This is a genomic window from Microbacterium sp. lyk4-40-TSB-66 (genome assembly GCF_030209475.1).
Lineage (GTDB): Bacteria > Actinomycetota > Actinomycetes > Actinomycetales > Microbacteriaceae > Microbacterium.
In genome coordinates, this window is the sequence record NZ_JARVRW010000011.1 from 23,583 (window position 1) to 36,901 (window position 13,319).

Sequence of the window (13,319 nt, forward strand, 5' to 3'; positions counted from 1 at the left end):
TCCCGGCATCCCTCCCCTCACAGCCAAGGAAGACGACATGACGATCACCCAGGAGCAGGCCACCTGGTTCTCCCAGACCTTCTCGCAGATCGCCGACAACGTCGAGCGCGCCGTCCTCGGCAAGCGTCACGTCGTCGAACTCGTGCTGACGGCGATGCTCAGCGACGGCCACGTGCTGCTCGAAGACGTCCCCGGCACGGGCAAGACCTCGCTCGCACGCGCCGTGGCGCAGTCCGTGCAGGGCACGAACACGCGCATCCAGTTCACGCCGGACCTGCTGCCGGGCGACATCACCGGCATCACCGTCTACGACCAGAAGACCGGCTCGTTCGAGTTCCACACCGGCCCGATCTTCGCCAACATCGTCCTCGCCGACGAGATCAACCGCGCGAGCCCGAAGACGCAGTCGGCACTGCTCGAGGTCATGGAAGAGGGCAGTGTCACCATCGACGGCGTCTCGCGCCAGGTGGGTGTGCCCTTCATCGTGCTGGCGACGCAGAACCCCGTCGAGCAGGCCGGAACCTACCGCCTCCCCGAGGCGCAGCTCGATCGGTTCCTCCTGCGCACCTCGCTCGGCTACCCCGACCACGCCGCGACCGTCCGCATCCTCGACGGAGCCGCGGTGGCCACCGCGGAGCTCCGCGCCATCATCACCCCGCAGGCACTCGTGGGCATGGCCGACCTCGCGGCATCCGTCTACGTCGACGCACTCGTTCTCGACTACATCGCCCGTCTCGTGGATGCCACCCGCACGGCCGACGAGGTGCGCCTCGGGGTCAGCATCCGGGGCGCCCTCGCCCTCACCCGGGCGACGCGTGCCCGAGCCGCTGCGAAGGGCCGCACCTACGTCACTCCCGATGACGTCAAGGCGCTCGCCGTCGCGGTGCTCTCGCATCGCCTGATCCTCCACCCCGAGGCCGAGTTCGACGGGGTGACGCAGGAGGCCGTGATCGGCCAGGTCCTGCTCGACACCCTTCCGCCCACGCAGCGCGAGAGCGCGTGACGATGGCCCGCATCCCCGGGATCCGTCCGGCGACGGGGGGTGACCTGTGCCCGATGCCGATCTCACCGAATCGCGCCTGACGCGCACGTCCGCCGGCACACTGCGGACGGGCTCGCGCACGTCGGTCACGTCGACGTCGGTGCGCCGCCAGCGACGCATCGTGCGCGCCGTGGTGCGGGCGACCGAGCTGTGGCGGATCCTCGCCGATGCAGTCGTGGCGACCGCGCGATGGGCCGGGCGAACGGTGCGTCCCGCCGGCGCCGCCGTGGTCGCCGCCGCCACGATCGGTCTGATCCTCGGCGTCGTGTTCGGATGGGTGGAATGGATGGTCGCGGGGGCCGCCGCCCTCCTGCTGCTGGCGATGAGCGTGCCGTTCCTCTTCGGAGCCCGCGCCTACGACGTCGACCTCACCCTGCAGCACGAACGCGTCGTCGCGGGCCACGGCGTCACGGGCCGGATCGTGGTGCGCAACGACGGTGCGCGCGCCGCTCTGCCCGGACGACTCGACATCCCGGTGGGGCGCGGGCTGGTCGAGTTCGGCGTGCCCTTCCTCCGTCCTGGGCACACCACGGCCGAGCCGCTGCAGATCCCCCCGCTGCCGCGCGGCGTCGTTCGCATCGGTCCGGTGACGACCGTGCGCAGCGACCCCGTCGGGTTGCTGCGACGCGAGCACGCGTTCGACGACGTGCACGACCTCTTCGTGCACCCGCGCACCGTCGGCCTCCCCTCCACGAGCGCCGGCTTGATCCGCGATCTCGAGGGGAGCGCGACGCGTCGCCTCGTCGACGCCGACATGTCCTTCCACGCCATCCGCGAGTACGTCCCCGGCGATGCGCGCCGCCAGGTGCACTGGAAGTCCACCGCCAAGACCGGCCGTCTCATGGTTCGTCAGTACGAGGAGTCCCGCCGGTCCCGCATGGCGGTCGTGCTCGCCGCGGCGACGCCGGAGTACGCGGATGCCGATGAGTACGAGCTCGCCGTCTCCGCGGCAGCCTCCCTGGGCCTGCGCGCCGTGCGCGACGCCCGGGACGTCGATGTCGTCACCGGTTCCGAGATCCCCCGTGTGGTGAAGGGACGCCTCCGCGCGATCCGTCACCTCCCGGTGGTGTCGCCGCGGGCGATGCTCGACGGCTTCAGCGGCCTCGATCGGCACGACAACACCATGCCCGTGGAAGACGTCTGCCGTCTGGCGGCCGAGGCCGGCGAGCGCCTGTCGATCGCATTCGTCGTCGTTGGCTCGGCCGTGCCCCTGGCGCGCCTGCGGCAGGCGGCCCTGGCCTTCCCCGTCGACACCGCCGTGGCGGCCGTGATCTGCGACGAACGCGCGCACCCTCGCATGCAGAGCGTGGCGGGCCTCACGGTGCTCACCATCGGTACGCTCGACGACCTGTCGGGGCTGCTGGTGCGGGGAGCGGCCTCGTGAGTGCGCGCCGTGCCGCGCGTGCCGCGACGGACCGTCGCGAGCCGGCGATCACACCCCGCGTGCTCGGCGGCGCCGTCTACGCCGCGGTGTGCGTCGTCCTCGCCGCGATCGCCGCATGGCCGGTGTACGCGACGTCGGCGTTCCTCCTGCTCGTCGGGGTCTCCGCCGTGGTCGCGGCGGGCGTCGTCGCCCTCGTCTCCCGGCGCGGCGGGGGAGGGTGGGCTCTCACGGCCGCTCTCGCGGCCGCGTTCGCCGTGCTCGCGGTCCCTCTCGCGGTGCCGTCGCGGATGACCTCGTTCCCCGAAGGCATCCGGGGGCTCGGCGAGGCCTTCGCCGGCGTCGTCGTCGCGTGGAAGGACCTCGTCACCGTCGACCTGCCGGTCGGGGCCTACCGCAACCTGCTCGTCCCGGCACTCGTCGTCTTCCTCGTGGGCACGGCCGCGACGCTCGCGCTCGCCATCCGTTCCGACCGTAGAGCACTCGCCGCCGCCGTCGTGGGCTCGGCCATGACCGGGTTCGGGCTGTTCTTCGGCCGCACCGCGACGAGTTCGGCACTGTCGATCGGCCCGGTCGAGTTCGCGGCTCCGGTCGAGACGGCGGTGGGGCTCGGAGCCCTCCTCGCCGCGGTGCTGTGGCTCGCCTGGCGGGCCCGCGACGAGCGCGTGCGCGCCCTGGCGCGGGCGAGCGCCCGGTCCGGTGTGAACGCCGGGCGGGGGCCGTCCCTCGCCGACCGACGACGAGCGGCCCTGGGCGTGGCGATGGTCGTCGTCGCGGTAGTCGCGACCGTCGCAGTCGTCCCCTGGGCGGCGCGCGACGCCGACCGTCGCGTCCTCCGGTCGGTGGCCGGACCGGAGCGGCAGATCGCCGAGGCGGTGAGCCCACTCGCCGCCTACCGCGCCCTGTTCTCCGACGCCCGTTCCGACGATGTGCTCTTCCGCGTGACGAGTCCCGCGGGTGCGAGTGCCGCAGAGCTTCCCGAGCGCGTCCGCATCGCCACGCTCGACGCGTACGACGGCGAGATCTTCCGCGCGTCGGGCGACTCGGGGGGAGGCTTCGTCCGATTGCCGTCGTCCCGCGATGCCGGCGACGGCCGTGCGATCGACGCCGACGTCGAGATCGGGGACCTCGGCGGACTATGGATGCCGACGGCCGGGCGTCTGTCGGCGGCGACGTTCGACGGCGACCGGAGGGCGCTGCTCGCCGACCGCTTCTACTACAGCGCCGACGCACAGGCCGGCGTGCAGATCGCCGACGGGGGCTTGCGGCCGGGAGACCGGTACCGCCTCGACGCGGTGGAGCCCGCGGGCTCCGACCTCGTCTCGCTCGCGCCCCCCGGTGACGCAGCCGGGACCACCGGCGGTGACAACCTGCGCCGGTGGGTGGAGCAGAACGCCTCGGGTTCGGGTGGGGCGGCGCTGCAGGGGCTCGTGAGCTTGCTCCGCGAGCGCGGCTATCTCAGCCACAGCCTCGCCCTGGAGGGGTCCGCACCGCCGGACTGGACGCAGGACCTGCCGGGCTACCGACTCCAGCCGAGCGCCTCGGGGCACTCGATCGCCCGCATCGACCGCATGTTCGAGCGGTTGCTCGAACGCGAGGACGACCCGCGTGCTGCGGCGTCCGGCAACTTCGTCGCCGCGATCGGCGATGACGAGCAGTTCTCGGTGGCGACGGCCCTCATCGCGCACGAGCTGGGTTTCCCCGCCCGCGTCGTGGTGGGTGCGCGCCTGAGCTCCACCGACACCTCCCTCTCGACCTGCGACGCGGGGGAGTGCCGGGCGCGCGACATCACCGCCTGGACCGAGGTGCAGGGCTCCGACGGACGTTGGACGCCGGTCGACGTGACCCCGCAGTGGGAGAAGTCGCCGAGCCTGGAGGTCACCCAGCAGCAGGACCCGGAGAATGTCACCGAGGTCCGGCCCGACACCGTCGAGGAGGTCGTCCCGCCCGAACCGGTGCAGGAGGACGACGCGCTCGACGACGACGAGCGCACCGATGACGGAGTGGATCTCGCCTGGCTGTGGGCGCTCGCCCGGGTCGGCGGCATCGCGCTGCTCCTCGTCCTCCTCGTGTTCGGGCCGTTCCTGACGGTGATCGCCGCCAAGCTGCTGCGTCGGCGAGGCCGTCGACTCGATCCCGACCCGCGTTCGGCCATCGCCGGCGGCTGGGACGAGTACGTCGACTCCGCGCTCGACGCCCGTCGCACGCTGCCCCGCGCACCGACCCGTCGCGAGGTCGCCGAGGTGCTGGCCACCCCCGGCGGGATCCGTCTGGCCGACGACGCGGATCGGGCCGTGTTCTCCCCGAGTGCGGTGACCGCCGACGAGGCCGCGGCGTTCTGGCGCATCGTCGACGAGGAACGGCGCGCCCTGCGCAGCCACCAGAGCAGGTGGCAGCGGGTGCGCTCCGCCGTATCGTTGAGATCGTTCCTGGGGTTCCTCGCCCCGGGCCGTCGGCGGCGGAGGCCGCCGCACCGCGACGAGAGGGGGAAGCGTTCCGCCGTTCAGGTGGGGCGCGACACGACATGACCGATTCGACGATGGTGGTTCTCGGGATGACGTCGCTGGCGCTCGTCGTGGTGCTGTACGTCTGGTTCGCCCTCGCCCTCGCGGCGATGTTCCGCAAGATGGATGAGCCGACGTGGAAGGCCTGGGTGCCGGTGCTGAACGTCGCGACCGTGCTCCAGCGGGGTGACTTCTCGCCGTGGCTGGTGCTGTTGAACGTCGTACCGCTCTTCGGCACGTTCGCCTTCGTCATCGTCTTCATCGTCGCCGTCCACCGCATCACCACGGCGTTCGGCGGCGGCGCCGGGCTGACGGTGGTGGGCGCTCTCTTCCCGATCGTCTGGGCGAGCATCCTCGGGTGGGGCTCGGCGCGGTGGTCGGGACACGACGGCACCGGTCGCGTCGAGGAACGTTCGGGTCCGTTCCGGCGGGGTAACGACGCTCCACCGGCGTACGTTCCGCTCGTGGGTGGCTGGACCCCGGGTGCCGAGGGCGCACCGGACGCTCCGGGTTCTGCGCGGAGCCGGTGGACTCCGGACGCCCCCGCCGCGACGAGCGCGCCGGGCTCTGCACGGAGTCGCTGGACCCCGGATGCCGCCGGTGAGACGGAGGGGCCCGAGTCCGAGCGCGCGGGAGCGGTGTCCGTCCCCTTCTCCGAACCGGCGGTGATGCCGTTCGCCGCGCCGTCCGTCTCGCTGGCCGATGCGATCCCGTCGTCCGCCGATTGGTCGCCCCCGGCCGATCCGGCGCGCGCGCCGTCCGCCGATCGTGACCGCGGCGACGACGACGCGCGTCGCGGACGAGCGGACGCGGCGCCCGATACGTCGGTGTCGGAGGTGCTGGACGCGCTGCGCCAGGACTCCCGTCGGGGGCCGGGCGGTCCGCGGCGCGGCCTCGCCGTGGACGCGCTCCAGGGGATGTCGGACCCTCGCGCCGAGAAGGCGCCCCCGACCCCGGAGGATGCGCCGAGCGTCCCCGTGGTGGGCTCGACCGCCGGCCGAGCGGTCGGGACGGACGGATCCCCCGCCTCCCCGGGGCGCGGACACCTCGCCGAGCCTGACGTGCGCGAGGGGCTGGACGTGGATGCCGAGCCGTCCGTCGCCCCCTGGGTCACTCCCTCCCGACGATCGCAGCGGACCGGCGGCGACTCGGGGGCGCCGATCGCCGACGTGCCTCTCACGCGTCCCTCGCCCGAGCCCGTGGCGGCATCGCGTCCGTCGGCGGTCCCTCCCGGTGAGGAGTTCCCCGAACTGTCCGAAGCGGTGTCCGCCGTCGCCGAACTGCCGGAGGCGGGGTCACCCCGGTCGGCGCGCACGTCGGTCTCGACCCTGTTCACGCAGTCCGAGCTGCCCACCATCGCGGACGAAGACGATGTCGACGCGCTCGATCGCACCGTCGTGACACGGCGCAAACGCATCCCGTGGACGCTCGTGCCTCCCGCGGGTGCGCCGGTCGCCCTGACGTCGGGAGTCGTCATCCTCGGGCGCCGACCCGGGCCGGATGCCGAGCACCCCGACGCCCAACTGATCGCGATCTCGGACGAGACGCGGACCGTGTCCAAGACCCACGCTCGCCTTCAGCTGCGCGGGGACGTCTGGTACGTCACCGACCTCGACTCCACGAACGGGGTGCTGTTCGCCACGCTCATGGGCACCGAGGTCGAAGCGCCGCCGGGGGAGGAGATCGAGGCCGGAGAACGGTTCTTCCTCGGTGACGCGGAGGTGCGGTTGACGCGGAGCGACGCGTGAGCGATCGCGACGAGTACGACGACGACCCCGACGGCGTCACCCTCTGGTCCGGTCGTCTGCGGGCATCGCCGGTCGCATCCGACGCCGACGGGGAAGACACGGTCCGTACGCGTCGGACGCCCGGCGGCGTCGCGTCACGCGCCTCCGATCACGGTGAGACGGCGCCCGCGGACGGCGACGCGGCGTTCTCGGGCACGGTCCCGCGCGACGACCCGCCGCCCTCGCCCGCCGACGACCGTTCCCCGTCCGCGCTCGCCGATGTCACGGGGTCACCGGTGCCCGACGACGACACGGCACCGTCGCGATCGCGGACACCACGGGCACGGTCGGAGCGGTCGACCCCCCGGAACGCATCGGCGATCCCCGCAGAGATCGATGAGGGTGTTCCGGCATCCGAGGTCGACACCTCGACGGCCCCGCGCGCGGGTGTCGAGCCGCGTGTCTCCGCATCCGTCGCCGACACCGAGGTGGACTCCCGCCCCCGCGGCATCCGGCCGGCCGTTCCCGTCGTCGACGGCGGGTCGCCGTCGGAACGCGAGGCCCGGTCGCCCGTCCCGTTGCAGCGGGAGTCCTACGCGCCGCGCGCGGACGAGCCCGCGAGGGTCGTGCGCTCCTCCGCCGACGACGCGATCCGGTCGGGCGACGCCGGCCTCATCCATCCCCGGCGGTCGCCGGGCCGGGCGCATCTCCTCGTTCTGGCCGCCGCGCTCGTCGCGGTCGTCGTGATCGCTGCCGTCGGCGTCGCGCTCCTGCTCGGCTAGGGCGCGGCATCCCGCGCCCTCCGGTCCGACCGCTCTCGCGGATGTTTGCCGCACCCCCGGAGAACGCGTATCATTGAGCGGGTGTGCGTTCACGCGCGCCGTGCGTCATGCCCCCGGGCGTGTCTCGCGGATCAACGCTCGCACCATCTCAGGGATCGACCTGCGAACAGGTCGCCCCCACGGCATATCCACCACGAATCGCGCCAGATCATTCTGTCGCGGGGTGGATCACACGTGAGCCCGACACGTCATGAATCGAAAGATGAGCGACATGTCGGGGGAGACACGACGCTGTCACCGTGCAGCACCTGGGTGAGACCGAGAGGGAGCACCCAGCCAATCAAGGAGAGAACGTGCCAACCATTCAGCAGTTGGTTCGCAAGGGCCGCTCGCCGAAGGTCTCGAAGACCAAGGCTCCCGCGCTGAAGTCGAACCCCCAGCAGGCCGGCGTGTGCACCCGCGTGTACACGACGACCCCCAAGAAGCCGAACTCGGCGATGCGCAAGGTCGCTCGTGTGAAGCTGCGCAACGGCACCGAGGTCACCGCCTACATCCCCGGCGAGGGCCACAACCTGCAGGAGCACTCGCTCGTGCTCGTCCGCGGTGGTCGCGTCAAGGACCTCCCCGGTGTCCGTTACAAGATCGTCCGCGGTGCACTCGACACCCAGGCTGTCAAGAACCGTAAGCAGGCTCGCAGCCGCTACGGCGCGAAGAAGGGCTGACCCAGATGCCTCGTAAAGGTCCCGTCACCAAGCGCCCGGTCGTCAACGACCCGGTCTACGGTGCTCCGATCGTCAGCCAGCTCGTCAACAAGATCCTCGTCGACGGCAAGAAGTCGATCGCGGAGTCGATCGTCTACACCGCCCTCCGGGGTGTCGAGGCGAAGAACAGCCAGGACGCCGTCGCCACGCTGAAGAAGGCGCTCGACAACGTCCGTCCCACCCTCGAGGTCAAGAGCCGCCGCGTCGGTGGCTCGACCTACCAGGTGCCCGTCGAAGTCAAGCCGCACCGCGCGAACACCCTCGCGCTGCGCTGGCTCGTGAGCTACGCCAAGGGTCGTCGTGAGAAGACGATGACCGAGCGTCTGCAGAACGAGATCCTCGACGCCTCGAACGGCCTCGGTGCCGCGGTCAAGCGCCGCGAAGACACCCACAAGATGGCCGAGTCGAACCGCGCCTTCGCGCACTACCGCTGGTAACAGCTCCCTCTTCGACGGGCTCGGGCGGCCGACCCGGCCCGCGAGCCCGTCGAAGTTCCCACGACATCCGCCACCACACGTAAGGACATCCCGTGGCACAAGACGTGCTCACCGACCTCACCAAGGTCCGCAACATCGGCATCATGGCGCACATCGATGCCGGCAAGACGACGACGACCGAGCGCATCCTGTACTACACGGGAACCAACCACAAGATCGGCGAGACCCACGACGGCGCCTCGACGACCGACTGGATGGAGCAGGAGCAGGAGCGTGGCATCACGATCACCTCCGCTGCTGTCACGTGCTTCTGGGACAAGAACCAGATCAACATCATCGACACCCCCGGGCACGTCGACTTCACCGTCGAGGTGGAGCGCTCGCTCCGCGTGCTCGATGGCGCTGTCGCCGTCTTCGACGGCAAAGAGGGCGTCGAGCCCCAGTCCGAGACGGTCTGGCGTCAGGCCGACAAGTACAACGTCCCCCGTATCTGCTTCGTCAACAAGATGGACAAGCTCGGCGCGGACTTCTACTTCACCGTCGACACCATCATCAACAAGCTCAAGGCGAAGCCGCTCGTCATCCAGCTGCCCATCGGCGTCGAGAACGACTTCATCGGTGTCGTCGACCTCGTCGAGATGCGCGCACTGGTCTGGGCGGGTGACGCCAAGGGTGATGTCACCATGGGTGCCAAGTACGACATCCAGGAGATCCCGGCCGACATGGCCGACGTCGTCGCGAAGTACCGCGAAGAGCTCCTCGAGACGGTCGCCGAAACCGACGAGGAGCTTCTCGAGAAGCACTTCGGTGGCGAAGAGCTGACCGTGGCCGAGATCAAGGCCGCGATCCGCAAGCTGACGGTCAACTCGGACATCTACCCCGTGCTCTGCGGCTCGGCGTTCAAGAACCGCGGTGTGCAGCCCATGCTGGACGCCGTCATCGACTACCTGCCGTCGCCCCTCGACGTGCCGGCCATCGAGGCGCACGACCCGAAGAACGAAGAGACGATCATCGAGCGGCACGCCGATCGTGAGGAGCCCTTCACCGCGCTGGCCTTCAAGATCGTCACGCACCCCTTCTTCGGCCGTCTGACCTACATCCGCGTGTACTCCGGCCACCTGGACTCGGGCGCGCAGATCGTCAACTCGACGAAGTCCAAGAAGGAGCGCATCGGGAAGATCTTCCAGATGTACGCCAACAAGGAGAACCCGGTTCCCTCGGTCACGGCCGGCCACATCTATGCGGTCATCGGCCTGAAGGACACCACGACCGGAGACACCCTCTGCGACGCGCAGAACCAGGTCGTCCTCGAGTCGATGACGTTCCCCGAGCCCGTCATCGAGGTCGCGATCGAGCCCAAGACCAAGGCCGACCAGGAGAAGCTGGGTCTGGCGATCCAGAAGCTCGCCGAAGAAGACCCGACGTTCCGTGTCGAGCAGAACAACGACACCGGTCAGACCGTCATCAAGGGCATGGGCGAGCTGCACCTCGACATCCTCGTGGACCGCATGAAGCGCGAGTTCAAGGTCGAGGCCAACGTCGGCAAGCCGCAGGTCGCGTACCGCGAGACGATCAAGAAGACCGTCGAGCGTCACGACTACACGCACAAGAAGCAGACCGGTGGTTCTGGTCAGTTCGCCAAGATCCAGTTCGCGCTCGAGCCCCTCGAGGTCACGGCCGACAAGATCTACGAATTCGAGAACAAGGTCAGCGGTGGTCGTATCCCGCGCGAGTACATCGGACCCACCGACCAGGGCTTCCAGGACGCCATGAACGTCGGCGTGCTCGCCGGCTACCCCATGGTGGGCGTCAAGGCGATCCTCCTGGACGGCGCATCGCACGACGTCGACTCCTCGGAGATGGCGTTCAAGATCGCCGGCTCCATGGGCTTCAAGGAAGCGATCCGCAAGGCGAACCCCGTCATCCTCGAGCCGCTCATGTCGGTCGAGGTGCGTACTCCCGAGGAGTACATGGGCGACGTCATCGGCGACCTGAACTCCCGTCGTGGGCAGATCCAGTCGATGGAAGACGCTCAGGGTGTCAAGGTCGTGCGGGCGCTCGTCCCGCTGTCCGAGATGTTCGGCTACATCGGCGACCTGCGGTCGAAGACCTCGGGCCGTGCCGTGTACTCGATGGAGTTCGACAGCTACGCCGAGGTTCCTCGCGCCGTGGCCGACGAGATCGTCCAGAAGAACAAGGGCGAGTAACACCGCCCTCATTGGATGCCGGGAACCCGGGTTTCCCCCCGGTTCCCGGCATCCACTCAAACTGAATACCGACTCTCTAGTAATCTGAGAACCATCCCCGCGAAGAACCGGTCGCAATCCAGTGCCCGAGACCTCGCAACCAACGTCCTGAGGAGGACCCAGTGGCTAAGGCCAAGTTCGAGCGGACCAAGCCGCACGTGAACATCGGAACGATCGGTCACGTCGACCACGGCAAGACCACGCTCACCGCTGCCATCTCGAAGGTGCTCGCCGACAAGTTCCCGTCGGCCACCAACGTTCAGCGTGACTTCGCGTCGATCGACTCGGCGCCCGAAGAGCGTCAGCGTGGTATCACGATCAACATCTCGCACGTCGAGTACGAGACCCCCAAGCGTCACTACGCGCACGTCGACGCGCCCGGCCACGCCGACTACATCAAGAACATGATCACCGGTGCCGCTCAGATGGACGGCGCGATCCTCGTGGTCGCCGCCACCGACGGCCCGATGGCTCAGACCCGTGAGCACGTTCTGCTCGCCAAGCAGGTCGGCGTGCCGTACCTGCTCGTCGCGCTGAACAAGAGCGACATGGTCGACGACGAGGAGATCCTGGAGCTCGTCGAGCTCGAGGTCCGCGAGCTCCTGTCGTCGCAGGACTTCGACGGCGACAACGCCCCCGTCGTCCGCGTCTCGGGCCTCAAGGCTCTCGAGGGTGACGAGCAGTGGGTCAACGCCATCGTCGAGCTCATGGAAGCCGTCGACGAGTCGATCCCCGACCCGGTGCGTGACAAGGACAAGCCGTTCCTCATGCCCATCGAGGACGTCTTCACCATCACCGGCCGTGGCACGGTCGTCACGGGCCGCGCCGAGCGCGGTACCCTCGGCATCAACTCCGAGGTCGAGATCGTCGGCATCCGCCCGACGCAGAAGACCACGGTCACCGGTATCGAGATGTTCCACAAGCAGCTCGACGAGGCCTGGGCCGGCGAGAACTGCGGTCTGCTCCTGCGCGGCACCAAGCGTGACGACGTCGAGCGCGGCCAGGTCGTCGTGAAGCCCGGTTCGGTCACCCCGCACACCAACTTCGAGGGCACGGCGTACATCCTGTCCAAGGAGGAGGGCGGCCGTCACAACCCGTTCTTCACGAACTACCGCCCGCAGTTCTACTTCCGCACCACGGACGTGACCGGCGTCATCACGCTGCCCGAGGGCACCGAGATGGTCATGCCCGGTGACACCACCGAGATGTCGGTCGAGCTCATCCAGCCGATCGCCATGGAAGAGGGCCTCGGCTACGCGATCCGTGAGGGTGGCCGCACCGTCGGCGCCGGCACGGTCACGAAGATCGTCAAGTAAGTCTCACCGACTTCATTCGGCACAGGCCGGGCCTTCGGGCCCGGCCTTTGTCGTTCTCGGATGACGTCGACGTCCGGGGGCTTCCGCTGGCGGTCTCGTGCACTCCACAATGAACGGGAGGTCGGCATGTTGGTCGATCCGGTCACGAGGGAGACGTAATGAGCGGCGTGGACGACATCATCGCGAAGGGCAAGAAGCTCCTCGACGACAACCGCGACAAGATCGAGGAAGCTCTCAAGAGCGAGAAGGCCGAAGAGGTCAGCGACAAGGTGCTCGACGGTGCGGCGGAGGCGATCAAGAAGATCGTTCCGGCCGATCAGCACGCCAAGGTCGACGACGTGCGGGCCAACGTCGACAAGAACATCGGCAACGCCTGAGCCCGACCGTCCACGGCGCTGCTCCCGAGGGGAGCGGCGCCGTCGGCGTTCCCGGCCCCGGATTCTGAGGAAACGCCGCACGCGACACGCCCGGGTTTGCGACACGCCCGACGGGTCCGTAGACTAGTCCAGTTCCACATTCCGGCGTGCGCTCGGCGCGCGCCAGGATCACTGTCTCGGCAGTGCACAGGCGGCGCGTGAGCGCAGGGTCCTGGGCCGCGGGCAGCAGAACACACACCGAACCCCTTCATCCCCAACGGGATTCGCACGCGTGCGTGCGAGGGGCGGGCCGGAAGCCATGAGGCGTCCGGTTTGACAGCTGAACAGCGGTGCAGCATCTCTCGCGTGAGCGAGGGGAAGTGCCAGGGTGCGTCAGCACCACCGTGCGTCCAATGCCCCAGGTCGGGTAAGACGCGAGAAAGAGAGAGAGCAGACAATGGCGGGACAGAAGATCCGCATTCGCCTGAAGTCGTACGACCACGCCGGGCTGGACTCGTCGGCGCGCAAGATCGTCGACACCGTGACCCGTGCCGGCGCCACCGTGGTGGGCCCGGTTCCCCTTCCGACCGAGAAGAACGTCGTGTGCGTCATCCGGTCGCCCCACAAGTACAAGGACAGCCGCGAGCACTTCGAGATGCGCACCCACAAGCGCCTCATCGACATCATCGACCCGACGCCCAAGGCCGTCGACTCGCTGATGCGCCTCGACCTCCCGGCCGATGTCAACATCGAGATCAAGCTCTGAG

11 protein-coding genes are annotated in these 13,319 nt (G+C 69.4%); all 11 read left to right on the plus strand.

Going from position 1 to position 13,319, the window contains the following annotated elements:
- Positions 1 to 37: 37 nt before the first annotated feature.
- The 11 genes from QRO03_RS13670 (at position 38) to rpsJ (ending at position 13,318) form a co-directional block, all read left to right on the plus strand.
- Entirely contained in the window at positions 38 to 1,003 is a 966-nt protein-coding gene (locus tag QRO03_RS13670) for an AAA family ATPase (RefSeq protein ID WP_285138045.1), read from the plus strand.
- A 46-nt stretch (positions 1,004 to 1,049) separates the two neighbouring features.
- Positions 1,050 to 2,426, plus strand: a complete 1,377-nt coding sequence (locus tag QRO03_RS13675; RefSeq protein ID WP_285138046.1) for a DUF58 domain-containing protein — start codon at positions 1,050 to 1,052, stop codon at positions 2,424 to 2,426.
- The gene (locus tag QRO03_RS13680) at positions 2,423 to 4,951 is read left to right on the plus strand and encodes a transglutaminase domain-containing protein (RefSeq protein ID WP_285138047.1); all 2,529 of its coding nucleotides are present in this window, start codon (positions 2,423 to 2,425) and stop codon (positions 4,949 to 4,951) included. Before QRO03_RS13675 ends, QRO03_RS13680 begins: the two co-directional genes overlap by 4 nt.
- Positions 4,948 to 6,675, plus strand: a complete 1,728-nt coding sequence (locus QRO03_RS13685; RefSeq protein ID WP_285138048.1) for a DUF5684 domain-containing protein — start codon at positions 4,948 to 4,950, stop codon at positions 6,673 to 6,675. Before QRO03_RS13680 ends, QRO03_RS13685 begins: the two co-directional genes overlap by 4 nt.
- Complete coding sequence (locus tag QRO03_RS13690) at positions 6,672 to 7,436, plus strand: hypothetical protein (protein ID WP_285138049.1); 765 nt, start codon at positions 6,672 to 6,674, stop codon at positions 7,434 to 7,436. The genes QRO03_RS13685 and QRO03_RS13690 overlap by 4 nt, the downstream gene beginning before the upstream one ends.
- Before the next feature lie 353 nt (positions 7,437 to 7,789).
- Positions 7,790 to 8,158 carry a 30S ribosomal protein S12 gene (rpsL, locus tag QRO03_RS13695; RefSeq protein ID WP_013584051.1) on the plus strand — a complete coding sequence of 123 codons (369 nt, stop codon included), beginning with the start codon at positions 7,790 to 7,792 and terminating at the stop codon, positions 8,156 to 8,158.
- A gap of 5 nt (positions 8,159 to 8,163) precedes the next feature.
- Positions 8,164 to 8,634 carry a 30S ribosomal protein S7 gene (gene rpsG / locus QRO03_RS13700; protein WP_285138050.1) on the plus strand — a complete coding sequence of 157 codons (471 nt, stop codon included), beginning with the start codon at positions 8,164 to 8,166 and terminating at the stop codon, positions 8,632 to 8,634.
- A 92-nt stretch (positions 8,635 to 8,726) separates the two neighbouring features.
- Positions 8,727 to 10,841 (plus strand): elongation factor G, encoded by a 2,115-nt coding sequence (gene fusA, locus QRO03_RS13705; RefSeq protein WP_285138051.1) that lies wholly within the window; start codon positions 8,727 to 8,729, stop codon positions 10,839 to 10,841.
- Between the two features lie 161 nt (positions 10,842 to 11,002).
- The gene (tuf, locus tag QRO03_RS13710; RefSeq protein ID WP_055959340.1) at positions 11,003 to 12,196 is read left to right on the plus strand and encodes an elongation factor Tu; all 1,194 of its coding nucleotides are present in this window, start codon (positions 11,003 to 11,005) and stop codon (positions 12,194 to 12,196) included.
- A gap of 158 nt (positions 12,197 to 12,354) precedes the next feature.
- The gene (locus QRO03_RS13715) at positions 12,355 to 12,573 is read left to right on the plus strand and encodes a hypothetical protein (protein ID WP_285138052.1); all 219 of its coding nucleotides are present in this window, start codon (positions 12,355 to 12,357) and stop codon (positions 12,571 to 12,573) included.
- Positions 12,574 to 13,009: 436 nt separating this feature from the next.
- Positions 13,010 to 13,318 carry a 30S ribosomal protein S10 gene (rpsJ, locus tag QRO03_RS13720; RefSeq protein WP_013584016.1) on the plus strand — a complete coding sequence of 103 codons (309 nt, stop codon included), beginning with the start codon at positions 13,010 to 13,012 and terminating at the stop codon, positions 13,316 to 13,318.
- Position 13,319: the final 1 nt, after the last annotated feature.

Bases quoted from the DNA above. Each gene is read 5' to 3' on its own strand.
- QRO03_RS13685 (WP_285138048.1), top strand. From the start codon at position 4,948: ATGACCGATTCGACGATGGTGGTTCTCGGGATGACGTCGCTGGCGCTC.
- QRO03_RS13715 (WP_285138052.1), top strand. From the start codon at position 12,355: ATGAGCGGCGTGGACGACATCATCGCGAAGGGCAAGAAGCTCCTCGAC.
- QRO03_RS13670 (WP_285138045.1), top strand. From the start codon at position 38: ATGACGATCACCCAGGAGCAGGCCACCTGGTTCTCCCAGACCTTCTCG.
- rpsG (WP_285138050.1), top strand. From the start codon at position 8,164: ATGCCTCGTAAAGGTCCCGTCACCAAGCGCCCGGTCGTCAACGACCCG.
- rpsJ (WP_013584016.1), top strand. From the start codon at position 13,010: ATGGCGGGACAGAAGATCCGCATTCGCCTGAAGTCGTACGACCACGCC.